Source organism: Granulosicoccus sp. 3-233 (genome assembly GCF_052681095.1).
Genome location: NZ_JBQYLE010000001.1, coordinates 563169 through 580759 on the forward strand (window position 1 = coordinate 563169; position 17591 = coordinate 580759).

At 60.1% G+C, this 17591-nt stretch carries 15 protein-coding genes; 6 read left to right on the top strand and 9 right to left on the bottom strand.

Going from position 1 to position 17591, the window contains the following annotated elements; translation table 11 throughout:
• Positions 1–144 precede the first annotated feature (144 nt).
• Complete coding sequence (locus tag ACUNV4_RS02505) at positions 145–1062, bottom strand: mechanosensitive ion channel family protein (RefSeq protein WP_430876909.1); 918 nt, start codon at positions 1060–1062, stop codon at positions 145–147.
• Positions 1063–1198: 136 nt separating this feature from the next.
• Complete coding sequence (locus ACUNV4_RS02510) at positions 1199–2185, bottom strand: YihY/virulence factor BrkB family protein (protein ID WP_430876910.1); 987 nt, start codon at positions 2183–2185, stop codon at positions 1199–1201.
• A gap of 126 nt (positions 2186–2311) precedes the next feature.
• Between ACUNV4_RS02510 and ACUNV4_RS02515 the strand changes: the two genes are divergently transcribed.
• The gene (locus ACUNV4_RS02515; RefSeq protein ID WP_430876911.1) at positions 2312–2821 is read left to right on the top strand and encodes a hypothetical protein; all 510 of its coding nucleotides are present in this window, start codon (positions 2312–2314) and stop codon (positions 2819–2821) included.
• 149 nt (positions 2822–2970) lie between these two features.
• On the opposite strand, the gene ACUNV4_RS02520 is transcribed toward ACUNV4_RS02515, so the two are convergent.
• Complete coding sequence (locus ACUNV4_RS02520) at positions 2971–3603, bottom strand: DsbA family oxidoreductase (RefSeq protein WP_430876912.1); 633 nt, start codon at positions 3601–3603, stop codon at positions 2971–2973.
• A gap of 287 nt (positions 3604–3890) precedes the next feature.
• Here ACUNV4_RS02520 and ACUNV4_RS02525 point away from each other — a divergent pair, with 287 nt between their 5' ends.
• The 4 genes from ACUNV4_RS02525 to ACUNV4_RS02540 are packed head-to-tail and all read left to right on the top strand — an operon-like array spanning position 3891 to position 8559.
• Positions 3891–5444, top strand: a complete 1554-nt coding sequence (locus ACUNV4_RS02525) for an ABC transporter ATP-binding protein (protein WP_430876913.1) — start codon at positions 3891–3893, stop codon at positions 5442–5444.
• Positions 5441–6493 carry an ABC transporter permease gene (locus ACUNV4_RS02530; protein ID WP_430876914.1) on the top strand — a complete coding sequence of 351 codons (1053 nt, stop codon included), beginning with the start codon at positions 5441–5443 and terminating at the stop codon, positions 6491–6493. The genes ACUNV4_RS02525 and ACUNV4_RS02530 overlap by 4 nt, the downstream gene beginning before the upstream one ends.
• 10 nt (positions 6494–6503) lie before the next feature.
• The gene (locus ACUNV4_RS02535) at positions 6504–7427 is read left to right on the top strand and encodes an ABC transporter permease (RefSeq protein WP_430876915.1); all 924 of its coding nucleotides are present in this window, start codon (positions 6504–6506) and stop codon (positions 7425–7427) included.
• 43 nt (positions 7428–7470) lie between these two features.
• Positions 7471–8559 carry a BMP family ABC transporter substrate-binding protein gene (locus ACUNV4_RS02540; protein ID WP_430876916.1) on the top strand — a complete coding sequence of 363 codons (1089 nt, stop codon included), beginning with the start codon at positions 7471–7473 and terminating at the stop codon, positions 8557–8559.
• 72 nt (positions 8560–8631) lie between these two features.
• Here the strand turns inward: ACUNV4_RS02540 and ACUNV4_RS02545 are convergent, their stop codons facing one another.
• The 4 genes from ACUNV4_RS02545 to rapA form a co-directional block, all read right to left on the bottom strand.
• Positions 8632–9657 carry a DMT family transporter gene (locus ACUNV4_RS02545; protein WP_430876917.1) on the bottom strand — a complete coding sequence of 342 codons (1026 nt, stop codon included), beginning with the start codon at positions 9655–9657 and terminating at the stop codon, positions 8632–8634.
• Between the two features lie 217 nt (positions 9658–9874).
• Positions 9875–11215 (bottom strand): AAA family ATPase, encoded by a 1341-nt coding sequence (locus ACUNV4_RS02550; protein ID WP_430876918.1) that lies wholly within the window; start codon positions 11213–11215, stop codon positions 9875–9877.
• 142 nt (positions 11216–11357) lie between these two features.
• Positions 11358–12173 (bottom strand): exodeoxyribonuclease III, encoded by an 816-nt coding sequence (xthA, locus tag ACUNV4_RS02555; protein ID WP_430876919.1) that lies wholly within the window; start codon positions 12171–12173, stop codon positions 11358–11360.
• Between the two features lie 30 nt (positions 12174–12203).
• Positions 12204–14993, bottom strand: coding sequence for an RNA polymerase-associated protein RapA (gene rapA / locus ACUNV4_RS02560; protein ID WP_430876920.1), 2790 nt, complete (start codon positions 14991–14993; stop codon positions 12204–12206).
• Positions 14994–15348: 355 nt separating this feature from the next.
• Between rapA and ACUNV4_RS02565 the strand changes: the two genes are divergently transcribed.
• Positions 15349–15552 carry a cold-shock protein gene (locus tag ACUNV4_RS02565; RefSeq protein ID WP_430876921.1) on the top strand — a complete coding sequence of 68 codons (204 nt, stop codon included), beginning with the start codon at positions 15349–15351 and terminating at the stop codon, positions 15550–15552.
• A gap of 116 nt (positions 15553–15668) precedes the next feature.
• Here the strand turns inward: ACUNV4_RS02565 and ACUNV4_RS02570 are convergent, their stop codons facing one another.
• On the bottom strand, positions 15669–16697 hold the full coding sequence (locus tag ACUNV4_RS02570; RefSeq protein ID WP_430876922.1) for a polysaccharide deacetylase family protein: 1029 nt from the start codon (positions 16695–16697) through the stop codon (positions 15669–15671).
• Positions 16694–17491: a formyl transferase gene (locus tag ACUNV4_RS02575; protein WP_430876923.1), complete on the bottom strand. Its 798-nt coding sequence runs from the start codon at positions 17489–17491 to the stop codon at positions 16694–16696. Before ACUNV4_RS02575 ends, ACUNV4_RS02570 begins: the two co-directional genes overlap by 4 nt.
• Positions 17492–17591: the final 100 nt, after the last annotated feature.

Genomic DNA, 17591 nt, shown 5'->3' on the forward strand with positions numbered 1-17591 from the left:
TGAGGCAGTACCTGAGGCAGTACCTGAGGCAGTACCTGAGGCAGTACCTGAGGCAGTACCTGAGGCAGTACCTGAGGCAGTACCTGAGGCAAGTAGCCCCCGCGTTATTCGCCGGGGCTCCGGAACCGAAGTGGCAGGGTTTCCTTATTCGTTGCCAGCCGAGGCCTCCTGCCTTATGGGCAGACTTTCCTTGAAGGTCAGTGTGCGATAAGGGAACGGTATTTCGATACCTGCCTTGTCCAGCGCAGACTTGACGGCGGTGACCACCTCGCCGGTGGAACGGCGTACTCCCAGCGGTGTCGATTCGGTCCACCAGGCGATCTCTATATCGATACTGCTGCTGCCGAATGCCTTGGGAAATACCTGCACCGGCTTGTCCCTGGTCAGAGTCTCGCAGGCATTCACAGCCTGGGTGATGACCTCGACTGCCTCACCGACGTCCACATCGTAGGCCACGCCAGTGGTCAGCATGACGCGCCGACTGGGTTCGCTGGTCAGAATGGTCACCGGATTCTTGAAGAGGAAGGAATTGGGGACCACGGTCAGTTCGCCATTGGTCTCCCGGATGTAGCTCATGCGAACCAGAATGCGCTCCACCTTGCCGACCAGACCCTCACACTCGATGTAGTCTCCTCGTTCGAAAGGGAAGCGCCAGAGGATGAGAATGCCGGCGAAGAAATTCTCGAAGATGTCCTTGAATGCCAGGCCCACGGCAATCGACACCAGGCCCAGTCCGCCCAGAGCCTTGCTGGGGGTGAGGCCGGGAAACAGCACAATGGCCGTCAACAGCAGGCCCATCACCCAGACGATGATGCTCAGCAGCCGCACGATAAGCTCCTTGACGGAATCGCGCTTGCTCCAGCTCTGCAACAGGCGTGTACCGAAGGCCGTTACCAGTCGGGCCAGACCCCAGGTCAGCAGAAGAGTCAGCATGGCTCCGGCCAGAAACGGCAGATGCTCGATGAAGCTGAGCAGCATCTCTCCCAGGGTATTCAGTGCCGTGGATTGCACTTCCTCGAGGGAGTCGATCGAGTCCAGCGTACTGCCTTCGGTGTTTTCCATGTGCTGCCTGTCTCTTCGTCATCATCCGGTGGCGCTCAACCTTGCCCTGCCGCGAGCCCGTCGAATGGTCTGTGTAAAAATTGCAAGAATCCCAGCGGCGTCGTGGTGAAGGTCACCCGCGCTCGAGACTTGCCGATCAATCCCCGGAGGGAATCGGGGCGACCGTATCTGCGACAGTGGCTCCGCGCTCTCCCATGGGGCGATCCGGGCCAAGTGTCGTGTCGCGGCGTGTCTGATGTTCCATCTCGGCGTTGAGCGAGGCGCCCAGAATGATGGCGTAGCTGCTGATGAACAGCCACAACAGCATCACGACGATGGCGCTCAGAGCGCCATAGGTTTCGTTGTAGCTGCCGAACTGACTGGCATACAGGGAAAACAGGGCGGAGCCTGACAACCACATGAGGGTGGCCACTATGGCGCCGGTCGACAGCCAGCGCCACTTGGCCGGACGACGTGCGGGGGCGAATCGGTACAGCGTGGCGATGGCCAGAGACACCACGGCCACGAAGACCAGCCATCTGACTATCGGTACGAACAGGTTCCACCAGTCGGGCAGATGAAACAGGGCTGTAATGGATGGCAGCACAACCAGCAGAACCAGGATGACAACCATGAACAGGACCGCGGCTGCCGTCATCAGGTAAGTGACAAGGTTGAGGGTGAAGAAGCCGCGCGTTTCCGGTTCCCGATAGGCCACCCCGATAGCGCGTGTCAGAGCGTCCACACCCTTGTGTGCACTCCAGATGGCCAGCAGGATGCCGCCGATCAACTTGATGCTCAAACCTTCGCTGGGTCGCGAACTCAATGCACTCAACTGCTCGTCGAAAATGCTCATGACATCGCCGGGCAGGAAGGCCTGAGCCTTTGCCAGGTGTTCCGCCACGGTCTGCGGGTCAGCCATCAGTGCGTAGGTAGTCACGATGGCGGCCAGCGCAGGGAAGATTGCCAGCAGGGAATAGAAGGCGACCCCGGCGGCCAGAATGGAGATGTTCTGCTCGCCGATGCGATTGAAGAGTCGCCTTGCGATATCCCACCACCCCAGCAAGGTAATCCGGTACGGGACGCGCGCCTGGCGGCCTCGGGTGTTCTCGTCCGTCATGACTTCCGATTTCGATTGTTGCACGCCCGGATTTCAACACAGGGGGCGCTGACGGCAGCCCGATCCGGCCCGGTCTTGTAGAACTTACAGGACGAAAGGATGCGCAGGACTTTGCCTTAGTCTGAAATCAATCACAGCGGAGTAGCAATCATGGTCGACAAACTCGTGTTCTCGGCGGGCAATGCCGAGTCGGGCAGAAAAGTAGTGGACATGCTGAAAGCCGAGGGAGTGGATGAGTCGCGCATCAGCGTCATCGGCAAGGATGCACAGCCAATCGAAGACATGCCGGATCCTGGTGAATTCGAGAACGATGTGGTACCGGGCAGCAAGCGAGGGGCACTGGTAGGTGGTGCGACAGGTCTGCTGGCCGGGCTGGGTGCCATCGTGATTGCGCCGGGGCTGGCACTGGGAGGAGCAGCACTTGCATTGGCAACGGCCGGCGGTGCCACCTTTGGCGTGCTGGCGTCATCGCTGATCGGCTCATCGGTGCCCAACAGTCAACTGCGTGAGTACGAAGAGGCCATTGCGCGCGGCGAAGTGCTGATGGTGGTGGAGCTGGAAGAGGGGCAACGCAGCTCGGAACTTCGTGCCAGATTGCAGCAGGCATTCCCGGAACTGACATTCCATGGTGAGATCGACGCAGTGCCGCCGGTAGTCTAGACGAAGCTGAAGCGTCGACCGGATCCTCGCAGGAGTCGGTCATGGAAGGAGGTCGTTACCCCGTGGTATCGGACCACGGGGTAACACTGGCATCATGGGCTCAGGGCTCAGGGCTCAGGGCTCAGGGCTCAGGGCTCAGGGCTCAGGGCTCAGGCTGATTCGGCTTCGACCTGTTTCAGTGCAGCACTGAAATTCTCCACTCCCTGTGCTCCACTGAGCAGGTACTTTTCCTCGAGTATCACGGCTGGAACTCCCTGAATGCCGCGTGACACCCACAGTCTTTCATTCTCACGAACCGTCTCGGCATAGCGCTGATCCTCCAGCACGGCTGCGGCTTCCTCCCTGTCAAGCCCGACGCTTTCCGCGCGATCGATCAGCACCTGATGGTTGCTGACATCGAGCTCTTCGGTGAAGTAGGCGAGAAACAGGGATTGCTTCAGTTCGTTCTTCAGTCCCTTGGTTTCTGCCCAGTGCATCAGCTGGTGAGCGTCATGGGTGTTGCGGATATGCGACTCTTCACTGAAGTTGAATTCGATACCGAGTTCGGCGCCGATGGCTACCAGCTGCTGACGGTTCCTGTCGCTGTCCTCGGCGCTGGAGCCATACTTTCGCATGACATGATCCCGCAGCTGTTCGCCTTCGGGCGGCATGTCGGGGTTCAGTTCGAAGGGGTGCCAGTGGATGTCGGCTTCGATGCCGGTCTGTTCGAGGGCTTGTTGCAATTGCCGATAGCCGACGATACACCAGGGGCAGACAACGTCTGAAACAATATCTATTTTCATGCGGGCAGGTCCGGTTCGATCATTCTGGATCGGTTGTCAGCTGCCGCAGCATCGTTGCAACGGGAATCACGTCGTTGCACGACACTCGGAGCCGTTCAGGGGGTAGGTAGTGAGTCTGGGGCTTATCGACGCTGAGACAAGTCCCGGTGCACAAGCAGGGGGCGCTACCGGTCTGCATGGGGCAAGGCGCTGTCTGTTTCTCAGTCCGGATGATGGGCACCACCAGCGTATCCCATTGCGGTTTGGCTCGGGGTACACTGCCCGCACTGCAACCATCCTGTTCGCCCATGCCAGAATCAAGATCGCCGATGGCGGAACCCGACAAGGGCTCACCGCTGGTGGAAATGAGGAATATTTCCAAGGCCTACCCGGGTTGTCTGGCCAATGACAGCATAGACCTGCAGCTGCGCAGTGGTGGCATTCATGCGTTGCTGGGCGAGAACGGCGCAGGCAAGAGCACGCTGGTGAAGATTCTCTACGGCCTGCTCGCCAGTGATTCGGGTGACATCCTCTGGCAGGGCAAGCCGGTCCACATCGCCTCCCCGGCGGTGGCCCGAGAGCTGGGTATCGCCATGGTGTTTCAGCATTTCTCGCTGTTCGACTCCCTGAACGTGCTGGAGAACATTGCTCTGGGGATGGATGTGGATGCCGATGATGCGCTCCGGCAGCGCATCATCGAGGTGTCGACGCGTTACGGTCTGCCACTGGATCCTGCTCGCTCGGTATACAGCCTGTCAGTCGGCGAGCGGCAGCGCATCGAGATCGTGCGCTGCCTGCTGCAGGATCCCCGCCTGCTGATCATGGACGAACCCACCTCGGTGTTGACACCGGCGGAGGTCAGTGAGTTGTTCGTCACGCTGAAGCGTCTGGCCGAGGAAGGCATGGCCATTCTCTACATCAGTCACAAGCTGGAGGAAATACGTCAGCTGTGTGATGAGGCCACCATTCTTCGTTCCGGCCGGAAAGTGGCGGAGGCCGATCCTCGGGCAGAATCCGCCAGGGGGCTGGCCACTCTGATGATGGGCAGTGAGGTGCCGGACGCCGGGGACAGTCGACAGGGGACCGCTGGGGATCTGTTGCTGGATCTGCACGATCTGTCGCTGCCGGCGGTGGACAGTCATGACATTGCTCTGCACCATCTGCGCTTGCAGCTGCGCGCCGGCGAGATCGTCGGTATTGCCGGCGTGGCGGGCAATGGTCAGGACGAACTGATGCTGGCGATTTCCGGAGAGCGCCGTCTGCAGCAGGCAGATTCATTGTCGCTCTGCGGCAAGGCCATCGGTCGGCAGGGTGCCGCCGAACGTCGTCGTCAGGGGTTGTGCTGTGTGCCGGAAGAGCGACTGGGCCATGCCGCGGTTCCCTCGCTGTCCCTGGCCGAGAATGCCTTTCTGACCGCTCACCATCGCAAGCCTCTGGGGTTTTCCTGGCTCACGTCGGCGTCGCGCAGTCGACGTTTTGCCAGTGACATCATCCAGCGATTCAACGTTCAGTGTCACGGGCCCCAGGCGCTTGCCAGTAGCCTGTCGGGCGGCAATCTGCAGAAATTCATCGTGGGGCGGGAAATACTTCAGGCACCACGGGTACTGGTGGTTTCGCAACCCACCTGGGGCGTGGATGCCGGTGCCGCCCTGGCCATACACGAGGCCATTCGTGAGCTGGCTGATCAGGGCGCTGCCGTTCTGATGGTCTCTCAGGATCTGGATGAATTGATGCAGAACTGCGAACGTATCGGGGCGCTGTGTGCAGGACGGCTCTCGGCCTTCCATCGCGTGCAGGACGTGACCGTGCAACAGGTCGGACTCCTGATGGGTGGAGAAGAATTGAGCGGAGCCAATGCATGATCACCTTGCAGAGAAGGGCTGATCCGTCGCGCCTGATGGGGTATCTGGCACCACTGCTGGCGCTGGGGATCACGCTGCTGGCGGGTTTGCTGTTGTTCGCTGTTCTCGGGGTGCCGATCGGTGCAGCCTTCTACGCCTTCTTCATCGAACCTGTCAGCAGTCTGTACGGTTGGGCGGAGCTGGGTGTGAAGGCCGCACCGTTGATCATCATCGGCGTCGCCCTGTCGATCGGTTTTCGTGCGCAGGTATGGAATATCGGGGCGGAGGGGCAGTTGATACTCGGTGGCATCGCAGGCGCTGCCGTGGCGCTGCTGTTTCATGAAAACGATGCCTGGTATGTGCTGCCGTTGATGATGCTGGCAGGCATGATCGGTGGCATGGCCTGGGCCGCCATCCCCGCGCTGTTGAAGACACGCTTCAATGTCAACGAGATCCTGACCAGTCTCATGCTGACCTATGTGGCGGCACTGCTGCTGTCCTGGCTGGTCTCCGGGCCCATGCGTGATCCGGATGGTTTCAATTTCCCGGAGTCGCGCATGTTTCATGATGCCGCTCTGTTGCCACGCATTCTGGAAGGAACGCGTTTGCATGCCGGTGCCATGGTTGCGGTGGCTGTGGTGCTGGCCGGCTGGGTTCTGCTGAGCCGTACACTGTTGGGATTTGCGTTGCGCGTCAATGGTGCGGCTCCGCGCGCCGGTGCGCATGCCGGCTTCAGCCAGCGGAAACTGATCTGGACGGCACTGATGATCGGTGGTGGATGTGCGGGTCTGGCCGGGCTGTTCGAGGTGGCGGGTCCCATCGGTCAGCTGCTGCCGAGCATTTCACCGGGCTACGGATTCACGGCCATCATCGTGGCCTTTCTGGGACGCCTGCATCCGGTTGGTGTGCTGTTTGCCGGACTGGTCATGGCGCTCTCCTATCTGGGCGGAGAGACTGCGCAGATAACCCTGAGCCTGCCGTTGGCCGTGACCGGTGTCTTTCAGGGCATGCTGCTGTTCTTCCTGCTGGCCACCGATGTGCTCATCAACTACCGCGTGGTGTTCAAGTGAGGAACGAATCATGAACGAGACTCTGATACTCACGATTCTGACCATCATCACCGCTGCCACGCCCTTGGTGTATGCCGCGATCGGTGAACTGGTGGTTGAACGTTCGGGTGTGCTCAACCTGGGGGTCGAGGGCATGATGCTCGGTGGCGCTGTCTGCAGCTTTGCGGTGGCCCATCACAGTGGCAGCGCCACATTGGCCATTCTGGCGGGTCTGCTCGCAGGCATGCTGCTGGCGCTGATCTTCGCCTTTCTGACATTGAGCCTGCAATCCTCGCAAGTGGCGACGGGGCTGGCCTTGACCATCTTCGGTATCGGGCTCAGCGCGCTGCTGGGTCAATCACTGGTCGGCATCGCCTTCGCCGGACTTCCCAGTCTGCAGGTTCCCTGGCTCAGCGAACTGCCGGTGCTCGGGCGATTGCTGTTCAGCCACGATGCAATGGTCTATGGTTCCTTCGCCATCGTGCTGCTGGTGTCCTGGTTTCTCAATCGGACTCGGGCCGGTCTGGTCCTGCGCGCCGTGGGTGATTCGCATGACGCGGCTCATGCACTGGGCATCAAGGTCATTCGGGTACGTTACCTGGCCACTCTGTTCGGCGGAGCCTGTGCGGGCCTGGGGGGCGCCTATCTGTCGCTGGTATACACCCCGATGTGGGTAGAGAACATGAGTGCGGGGCGAGGCTGGATTGCTCTGGCGCTGGTGGTCTTCGCCGTCTGGCAGCCGGGTCGATTGCTGCTCGGCGCCTATCTCTTCGGTGGCATCAGCATCCTGCAATTGCACGGTCAGGCGCTCGGAATTAATGTGCCATCGCAGCTGATGTCGATGCTACCCTACCTGACAACAATACTGGTTCTGGTGCTGATTTCTCGCGACCGTGGCCGTATCCGGCGCAACGCTCCGGCCAGTATCGGTCAGTCCTTCCACCCGACAACCTGATGGTGACGTTCATTCAGGGCGAATTCACAAAGCGGAGATGTTCATGTCAATAAGTGCGTATCTGAAACGAGCCGGGCTGGTGTTCGGCGCTGCAGTACTGTCTGCTGCAGCATTGTCTGCACAGGCTGCGGATCCTTTCAAGGTCGGGTTTGTCTATGTCGGACCGGTAGGAGATCATGGCTGGACCTACCGACACGACGTCGGTCGTCAGGCGATTCAGGACGAATTCGGCAATGATGTGGAAACCACCTTTGTCGAGAGCGTTCCGGAAGGTGCCGACGCGGAGCGAGTCATTCGCAAGCTGGCCAGCAGTGGTCACGACCTGATCTTCACCACCTCATTCGGCTTCATGAACCCGACCGTGAAAGTGGCCCGTGATTTTCCCGGCGTCAAATTCGAACATGCCACCGGCTACAAGCGAGCCGACAATGTATCCACCTATGGCGCACGCTTCTACGAGGGGCGGGCGGTCATCGGCACCATTGCGGGCATGATGACCAAGACCAATACTGTCGGCTATATCGGATCCTTTCCCATTCCAGAGGTCGTCCGTGGCATCAATGCCTTCACCATCGCCATGCGCAAGGTCAACCCCGATGCCGAAGTGAAGGTCGTCTGGGTCAACAGCTGGTACGACCCGGGCAAGGAAGCGGATGCAGCGAAGGCGCTGATCGATCAGGGAGCGGACATCATCACGCAGCACACCGATTCTCCAGCGCCATTGCAGGTGGCCGAGGAAAGAGGTGTGCTGGGTTTTGGTCAGGCATCCGACATGTCTGCCTTCGCACCGAAGTCGCAGCTGACGTCCATCATCGATAACTGGGACAGCTACTACGTGGATCGCACGCGCGCCGCCATGGAAGGAAGCTGGGAATCCTCGGATACCTGGGGAGGCATTGCATCAGGCATGGTGGCGTTTCCCGAATACAGTGCCGATGTTCCTGATGATGTCAAGGCGGCCGCCGAGGTGGTGCGCGAAGGTATCATCGATGGCAGTTTTCACCCTTTCCAGGGACCGATCATGGATCAGTCCGGCAAGGAAGTCCTGCCTGAAGGGGAAGTCTATGATGACAAGACCTTGCTGGGCATGAACTTCTATGTGCAGGGCGTGCAGGGCGATTTGCCGCAGTAGTTCATGATGTGCGGCGACAGTGCAGCTCTGGTTGCCAAGGCCAGAGCCCTGTCGCCGAGCAAGACGGGCTGTTCAGAGCTCGATGTCCAGCGGCGCGGTAGAGGCGCCAACGCGCCGAGTGCGCAATGTCAGTGGCAGCGCTGCCGGCACTGGCAGGTCGGATTGCCGCATGCTGACGGTCCGCTCGGAGGCAACTGACGGTCTGGCACGACCCGGGCTCATGACGCAATGCACGCCGATGGCCGCCAGTGCCAGTCCACCGGCATCGGCAAGGGACAGGCTTTCTCCGAAGATCAGGTAAGACTGCAACATGGTGGCCGGCGGTACCAGATAACCCAGACTGGCAACACGCGTGGTGGACAAGTGCCTGAGCAGTATCTGCAGCAGAGCATAGGCACCCAGCGAGGCGATGAGCGCCAGCCACAGCAGCAGGACCCATTCGTCGGCATCGAAGGATGCGAACTGCAAGGGTGTGCTCGAACCACGCAGTGGCAGCAACACCAGCAAGGCACCGATGCCCTGCATCAGCAGCACCAGCATGACGGGCAGGGGAGGCTCGGCCCGAGCCTTGTGGTTCAGTTCCAGATGCCTGTTCAGCAATGAGCCGACGGTCAGAGCCAGCACCGCCAGGAACGGCAGTGCCAGCGCCGCGCCCGATGCCCCGTGCCGGTAACTGTCCGACACCGACAGGACGATGGCCAGTGTGCCGATCAGCAAGCCCTGCCACTGTCTGGCAGAGACTTCCTCGCCATTGACACGCGATGACAGGGTCGCCGTCAGCATCGGGTGCAGGGTCATGATGAAGGCCACCAGGCCCGCGGAGACGCCTTCCTCGAAGGCGCTCAATGCCGCCATCAGATAGATGCCGTGAACCAGGCTGCCGACCAGCATCTGTTGCAACAGTTCGCTGAGGGAGACACGTCGCCATTGCCGCAGCAGACTGACCAGAAGAAACAGCACCAGCACGACGATCAGGTAGCGAGCGACCAGCAGTGTGACAACATCCATATCGGTCACGGCGAGTCGTGCTGCAACCCAGCCGGAACTCCACATGAGTACGAACAGAATACTCAATCCGATAATCGACACTGCCTGCATCTGTACGCCTCCGTGTATGTCGGAGGAAATGCTAGGGAGTGGCAGGATGTTTCGCTACACCCAAATGGGTAAATTGAACGGTGTTCATACTTACGTACAGGCCGGCTACCCGGCCGGTCGAAAGGTATTCATACTTCCGTACAGGACCGCTCATTCGCCGATGAGACGCTGTTCATGATTTCGTCCAGTCGGTTCGCTCAGCCGGATCGAACAGCAGTCAGGCGGGGGTACTGTCTACCGCCTTGAGCTTGCGCTGCAATTCGAGCCTGATGCCCTTCTTGACGTCTGCAAAGGTAATGGGCAGCACCGATGGTTGCGTCAGTCCCAATGTTCTGGCGGCCTGCATGGCAGCATCCCGGTCCTGGAACTGACCGAGAATCAGCAGGTAGTTCACTTCGTCGAGAACCGTCAGTCGAAAACAGGCCACCTGATGACCGGCATAATTGGAAATCTGGCGCCGCGTCAGTACCGGTCGATAGCGTAGCTCGGTCAGCTTGAGCGTATACAGCTCATCGGGCTGTTGCAGAATCCATTTCTCCGAGTGTACGGGGCGCAGGCTGGATTGTGGCGAGAGGTCAGCGCCAGCGCTTTCCGTTGCCTCGGGGTCGGTCTTGACCTTGTTGCGGAGCAGGAGCGTGTTGCCATGATGCCAGCGTCGGTGGATGCGCAGCAGGCCCTGTACATTCGGCGACTGGACGGTGTCATGCTGTGAATCGATGACCAGCAGGCGCAGGTCGCAGCCTGCGACGATGCGCGAGACGTCAGGCTGATCGACGCTGGCTGGTGCGCAGTCGATGATCACACGTTCGTACATGGACATCAGCGTACTCATGCTGTCCTTGTACTGGGCGTCGTCCAGATAGGCCTTCACCGCAGGCAGCGGCAGATTGCCAGTGCCGATGATGTCCAGAGGTGATGCGGCATCCTGAGCCACGATGCCGTCGATGAGTCCGGACAGAAGGTAGTTGCTGATACCGGCGGCACTGGTGGCTCCGGTGCTCAATTGAACCATGGGCCGTTCGAAGTTCAGGTCAAGCAACAGGGTGCGCTTGCCGCTGTGAGCGAGGCGGCGGGCAAGCGCGATGGCGATGGTCGTGGTGCCACTGCCCGGCCGTGTGCCGACCAGCGCCACGGATCTGCCGTGACTGGCCGTCAATGTCTGCTCGCAGAGCTGGCTCAGCGGCTGGATACTGTCCGTGAAGGCATTGGGAGTATCTTCCGGTCGTGCGGGTCCTACCAGCCTGAGTTGTGGCGCATAGGCGATGTCTGCCATCTTTTCGGCGAATCTGAACACCCTGGCTGGAGGTGAGGAGGGCTTGCGGGTACGCCGGTGATGGACGACCACGATCAGCAGCAGCGTGATGGCCAGTACCGTGACCAGTATGGGCGAGAAGCGGTCCACTGGCAGGCCGGACAAGGACTGGCGTACGGTGTCGGCAGCTCTTGCCGATGGAGACCACAGACAGGACGTCAGTACTGAGGTACAAATGGCGAAATAGGCAGTATTCAACTCGATTCGTCCCTGTCGCAGCAGTGTGTCGCTGAATACGGTCGACACAGGTTTGCGCAAATGGTGATAGGGCTAACCTCTATGAGACTAACTTCCCTCGTCGAGATACTACTAGAGCGTGCCTGGACAGTTTGTGACTGATGCCCTGTTTCCGATGCCGCTGCAGCGGGGCAGCCAGGCAATGCCGTAATTACAGGTCGAACTCTGACCAGACCGGACAATGATCCGATGGCTTCTCCATGGCACGAATATCGTAGTCGATACCACTGTCGATCAGCGTTGCCGTCATTGAGCGCGTGCACAGCAGGTGGTCGATGCGCAGGCCACGCTTCGGATCGCGATCGAAGCCACGGCTGCGGTAATCGAACCAGCTGAAACGATCATCGCGCTCCGGGTACTTGATGCGATAACTGTCATCCAGCCCCCATTCCTGCAGACGCTGCATCCACTCGCGCTCCTCGGGCAGGAAGCTGGTGGCACCCGAGCGCAGCCAGCGTTTGACATTGTCCGCGCCGATACCCAGATCCTGATCCACCGGAGCGACATTGAAGTCGCCGATGACCAGCAGGTTCTGTTCGGGGGAATGTTCACTGACGAGCTTGTGCTGCAGGTCCCGGTAGAACGCTTCCTTGGCCGGGAACTTGACCGGGTGGTCACGCTTTTCCCCCTGGGGAAAATAGCCATTGATGATGGTGACAGGCTTGCCTCCGGGGCTTTGCACCGTGGCGGTGATGAGGCGCTTCTGGGCATCCTCATTGTCCGTGCTGAAGCCGATGCTGACATCGCTCATGGCCGACTTGGACAACAGGGCCACCCCGTAATGGGTTTTCTGCCCGGCGAAGGCTGTGTGATAGCCCATGTCGCGCAGTGCATCGATCGGGAAGTCGGCATCGACAACCTTGGTTTCCTGCAAGCCGATGACGTCAGGCGAGTAGGTGTCGATCAGCGCCTGCAGCTGGTGCAGACGCAGGCGGATACTGTTGACATTGAATGAGACGACTATCATCGGATGGGTATCCCGGGTGGCCTGGCTGGATCAGCCGTTGAACATGACACGCACGGACACAGGTCGTGCATGGGTTGCTTCGAGGGCGGCGAGCAGGGCCTGATGATGTTCGTCCAGGGCGTCGATCTCCTCCTGCTTCACTGACGGGTTGACTCGCGCCAGGGATTGCAGGCGTTCCCGGGCTTCCTGATATTCCGTATCGATCCGGGTTCTGGCTCCTTCCACCAGCTCCGGCAATGCCTGTTCTGCCAGCTGCGCCGAGCGGTCGATCAGTTTTTCCAGAACCTCGCGATTCTTCAGCACGACCTTGCGCAGGGCATTGCGATCGTAGCGCTGCTTGAGGCTGTCCAGTTCGAGCTGGGCTACCTGCTCGCTGTAGTCCTTGCCGTCGATGCCCACGCTCCAGGTCTGCACTTGCGCCGGCAGGTATCGATCGATATTCAGGCGGGCATCGGCCGTGCATTGCAGGATGTAGCTCGCTTCCACGAAGGTCAGGTTCTTCGGAAGCTCATCGGTCTTGATAACCTGGCAATCTGCCTGCCCGAAGCCTTCGTCCAGAATCAGATCCAGCGAGGCTGTCACCATGGGGTGATCCCAGGTCAGATAGGTGAAGTCCTCACGCGTCAGGGCGGTGGCCCGGTCGAAGGTCAGTGTCATGCCGCCCGCCGGCAAGTGCGGGAAATGGGCAACCTGCATGTGATCGCTGGGGTGGATGATCCAGTGATCACGTTGCTCGGCCACATCCACACCGAAGCGGTCGAACACCGCTTCCATGAAATCCTGCAGACTGTAATTGCGGTCGACCCGTGCCAGCTCATCCAGATGCTCCTGCACCAGCTCCGGACGGTTGGAGTTCAGTTCCAGCAGACGATCCCTGCCGGATTCCAGTTCGGCATCGAGCTGCTGCGAGAGCGCCTTCGTGTCGCGTATCAGCACGCCGAGTTCCTTGTCGGCGATATCCTCTCCCTCGTTCATCCTGGCCAGCAAGGGGTCCAGCCGATCGGCCAGGCGCTCTCGCACGGCGGTGCCGGACTTGCAGATACGTTCGAAGGCATCGAGCCCTTCGTGATACCAGTTCAGCAACAGAGAGTCGCGTGTGCCCGGCGCGGCAGGCACATGGATCTGGATGGTCTCGGTCTGACCGATACGATCCAGCCTGCCGATGCGCTGTTCCAGCAGGTCGGGCGCATCCGGCAGCTCGAGCATGACCACATTGTGCAGGAACTGGAAGTTACGACCTTCACTGCCTATCTCGGAACACAGCAGCAGGCGGCAGTCTTCCTCCGGGTCGGCAAACCAGGCCGCGGCCCGATCGCGCTCCACGATCGACATGCCTTCGTGGAACTGGGCGCTCTGTACCCCTGCGATACGCAGGTGTTCGGCCAGGGCCTGCACGGTTTCCCGGCGAGAGCAGATGGTCAGGATCTTCTGCGGATATTGTTCCAGCAGGAATTCGAGCAACCAGACCGCCTTGCATTCGAGCGTGTCTTCCTCCAGCTGATAGGTGTGCAACTGCCGTTCGGGAAAGCCGGTGATGGCGCGCCGCGTGTTGCGAAACATCAGGCGGCCGGTGCCATGTCGATCCACCAGCTTGTTGATCAGGCGTGGCGGCAGTTCGCTGACAGCCATGGCGGTGGACGAGCTCAGCGTCTTCTGTTCGCTGTCGCTGAAGTTCTCTCCCAGCAGGCTCTGCAGACGCGTGATTTCCTCACTTGCCAGAGCCTGGTCGCTGGCGAGCTTGTCGGCCACCGACGCCACCCAGCCGAACGAGGCCTCCTCTTCGATGTACTGTTCCAGTGAGCCGAAGCGTTCCGGGTCCAGCAGGCGCAGGCGGGCGAAGTGCCCCGACTGACCCAGTTGCTCGGGCGTGGCAGTCAGCAGCAGCACGGCCGGGGTTTCCATGGCCAGCTCCTCGACCAGTGTGTAGGCCTCGGAGGCTTCCTCCGGTTCCCAGCTCAGATGGTGGGCTTCATCGACGACCAGCATGTCCCAGCCTGCGCCGGTGGCGGCGTCACCGATCTCTTCATCCTCCAGCAGGGTGTCCAGCGAGCACAGGACCAGCTGCTCCGCCAGAAACGGATTGTTGTCCGGGGCCGAGTCACGCAATTCCTCGAAACGTTCGGCATCCATGATGCGGAAGTTGAGGTTGAACTTGCGCAACATTTCCACCAGCCACTGATGCAGCAAGGCCGAGGGCACGGTGATCAGCACGCGGCTGACCTGGTTGTTGACCAGCGAGCCGTGCACGATCATGCCGGCCTCGATGGTCTTTCCCAGACCCACCTCATCGGCCAGCAGCAATCGAGGGTGATGGCGCTTGAGCGCCTCGACGGCAATGTAGATCTGGTGAGGCAGTACGCTCACGCGGGCCCCCATGAGTCCGCGTACCGGTGACTGCGCCAGTTGATGGCGGCTTTCGAACACGCTGCGGCGCAGGGCAAACCAGCGCTGCCCGTCGATCAGGCCGGCGAACAGGCGATCCCGTGGTGAGCGGAATTGCAGGAAATTGTCCAGCGAGGCTTCATTGAGAACGGCCACCTCACCGGTATCCTCACGCGTACCGCTGTAGATTCGCAGCCCGTCGACATCCTCGATGCTCTGCACACGCAATTGCCAGCCTTCATGACTGCTGATGATGTCCCCGGGCAGAAAGGCCACGCGCGTCAATGGTGCCGTCTCCTTGGCATAGATGCGCGTTTCGCCGGTAGCCAGAAAGACGACGGTAATCTGTCTGTGCTCAACTTCCAGAATGGTGCCAAGGCCCAGATCGGACTCGGTATCACTGATCCAGCGTTGACCTGCGGAAAAATCGATGCTCATTATTGATATTTATTGACCAGTGGCGCACATCGGCTTTTTCCGTGAAAAGGCTCGCAAATGGCGTTGTGGCGGGGTTTCGGGAGAATTGACGCGCAATTGTAGCGTGAATGTCATGCAACAAAGCCTCAGAAGGTGTCCCGACGCTTGTATTCGTCGAGCAAACTACCTATATTGCAATTGTTGGCGGAACTCGGAGGTGATCCGAGAGTTGTCTACGTTAGCGACTTGCAGCGACTCTGTTCGTGAATGGTCATTGTAAGAGACTCGCCCGGTCAGAGGGGGCAGGGAAGCAAAAGAGCTACCCACTCTCTGAGGGTTCGTCCAAATTGTTGTTTTTTTGATACAGGGTATTATCTTGAGTACTGGTACAGTTAAGTGGTTCGACGCGGCGAAAGGTTTCGGCTTCATCGCTCCTGAAGATGGCGGCAAGGACGTTTTCGTTCACCACACCGCAATCACTGGCGAGGGTTACAAAACACTCGACGAAGGTCAGAAAGTGAGCTTCGACATCGAGCAGGGTCAAAAAGGTCCAGCGGCAGTCAACGTATCTGCCATGTAAACCTGTCACCCGACTAGGTTTCCACGAGAAAGCCCCGCCTTGTGCGGGGCTTTCTTGTTTCAGGGCTCCGATATTTCTTCAGCCGGAGCCCACTGTCAGCGCCTCGATGCCGTGCATCAGGCCAGAGCCGAGCGTAGCCAGCGCATCAAGGGCTCTTCCACTTCCAGCTGAGCAAACACCCTGGCCGCCGAGCTGCCGGTCGGTTCGGAACGCATGAGATTGGACTTGCGCGGATGCGGCGTCTGTTCCTGTACCAGCATGGTGCGCTGGAAGCCTCGGGCTTCCAGCCTGTCAGCTTCCCGGTCACCGCAGTAGCCGAAGGGGTAGGCAAAGGTTCTGGAATCGAGCAGATCATCCAGCGCCGAGCTGTCGAGCTGCTGCCGCAGGGTCTGTTCACTGCATAGCCGCAGATTGTAGTGATCGTTCGAATGAAAGCCGAACGACATGCCATGCGTTTTCAGCTCGCTGATCTGCTCTCGATTCAGGAACAGCTGAGCCGCGTTGGCCGCGGGTGGCGCGACCTTCTCCAGGCGAGCCATCAGCTGTTCGATCATCTGCGGTGGGAAGGTGGTCTGCACATGCTGCAGGACATCCTCACGAGCGATATTGGCCAATCCGGGCATGCTGTGAATGAGTGTCATTGTCGCCTTCGGGTGACGATTCAGTGCATGGTTGAGCTGATTCACCCAGACCATGCCACCGTCCACCGCCTTGCCGATGAGATAGATCGTGGCAGGCATGCCACGCTTTTCCAGCGCAGGTACGGCGTTCTCCCCAACGCTGGCATAGCCGTCATCGAAGGTCAGGACCGCGGTACGTGGGGCAAGCCTGCCGCGTACCAGCTCCTGCATCGACACGACGTTGTAATGCCGCCGGTAGTAGTCCAGATGCCGACTGAAGGTACCCGGACTGATGCTCATGCCAAGGCCGGCGGTATGGCTGCCGGGCTGCTCTTCAACGGCGTGGTAGAGCAGAGTGCGGATGCGCTCGGGTGACAGATTGATGATGGCTCTTGCCAGACCCAGATGATAGAGGCAGACACCGGTGGCTCGCAGCAGGCTGCGCAGCGTGGCAGCGGCCTTGCGTGAAAAGCCTGAACGTGGGGCAAGCGCGTCGGGTGTCGCCTGCAGCAGCCGCGTGTTCATGACGATGCTGTCTCCCACTGTTCGAAGCGTGCGATGACCTGCCGTTCTGCAGCGACCGTACGATCCTTCCAGCGAAACTCGCGACCGATCGAGAGGTCCTGTGGCTGGCACTCGAGCGAGCCGTCCAGGGCCGCAGCCACACAGTCCAGATACAGCGCGGTTCCGGCCCTGACACCCTTGGCAAACAGCTCGGCTTCACGGTCGCCGCGGGCGTAGTCGACCGCAGCGGTTGCCGCAATGGCCCCGCCATCCACGGATTCCACCAGCTGATGGACCGTGACGCCGAGTTTCTCGGGTTCGTTGAAGTAGACCGGCCAGAACAGGGTGCTGTCGCCGCGATACCAGGGAGAAAGCCCGGTATGCATGTTCAGGGTGATGATGCCGGCCTTGCCGAAGATGTTTTCACGGATGATCGCGGTGCCGTACACCACGATGACATCCGGTCTGTCTGCGTCGAGAATGGCTTCGCATTCCGGGCCGTTGTGCGAAGGCAGGTGGACTCGTCGTGAGCCACCGGGCATCAGCGGACTGTCCGAGCCGGGCTCCAGCAAATGTTGCAGCGCCTCGGGGGCGGGGCCATACCCACCGGGATAGCGTGCACGTGCAAGACGCTCCACATAGTTGCCGCGCTTGAGCATGCGTTTGACACGCGTGCCGAACGAGCGTCTGACCGGCTCGGCCGTGATGATGCGTGTGATACGTTCATCAAAACGCTCCAGAAAGGCCTTGACCAGATAACGATGTTCCGCATTGGCCTCGGGCGTTTGACCACCAACGAGTATGACAATGCTCACCGGCGTCGCCATCCAGTGGCAGAGACAGTGGGAAGTTCCAGATTCATCAGATGCCTGACAAGTGACTCGACACGCTGTCTATCGACACCCCCGGCTCGTG

Coding starts and splice junctions, on each gene's coding strand:
- ACUNV4_RS02505 (WP_430876909.1), bottom strand. CDS start 1,062: ATGGAAAACACCGAAGGCAGTACGCTGGACTCGATCGACTCCCTCGAG.
- ACUNV4_RS02515 (WP_430876911.1), top strand. CDS start 2,312: ATGGTCGACAAACTCGTGTTCTCGGCGGGCAATGCCGAGTCGGGCAGA.
- ACUNV4_RS02520 (WP_430876912.1), bottom strand. CDS start 3,603: ATGAAAATAGATATTGTTTCAGACGTTGTCTGCCCCTGGTGTATCGTC.
- ACUNV4_RS02525 (WP_430876913.1), top strand. CDS start 3,891: ATGCCAGAATCAAGATCGCCGATGGCGGAACCCGACAAGGGCTCACCG.
- ACUNV4_RS02530 (WP_430876914.1), top strand. CDS start 5,441: ATGATCACCTTGCAGAGAAGGGCTGATCCGTCGCGCCTGATGGGGTAT.
- ACUNV4_RS02535 (WP_430876915.1), top strand. CDS start 6,504: ATGAACGAGACTCTGATACTCACGATTCTGACCATCATCACCGCTGCC.
- ACUNV4_RS02540 (WP_430876916.1), top strand. CDS start 7,471: ATGTCAATAAGTGCGTATCTGAAACGAGCCGGGCTGGTGTTCGGCGCT.
- ACUNV4_RS02545 (WP_430876917.1), bottom strand. CDS start 9,657: ATGCAGGCAGTGTCGATTATCGGATTGAGTATTCTGTTCGTACTCATG.
- xthA (WP_430876919.1), bottom strand. CDS start 12,173: ATGATAGTCGTCTCATTCAATGTCAACAGTATCCGCCTGCGTCTGCAC.
- rapA (WP_430876920.1), bottom strand. CDS start 14,993: ATGAGCATCGATTTTTCCGCAGGTCAACGCTGGATCAGTGATACCGAG.
- ACUNV4_RS02570 (WP_430876922.1), bottom strand. CDS start 16,697: ATGAACACGCGGCTGCTGCAGGCGACACCCGACGCGCTTGCCCCACGT.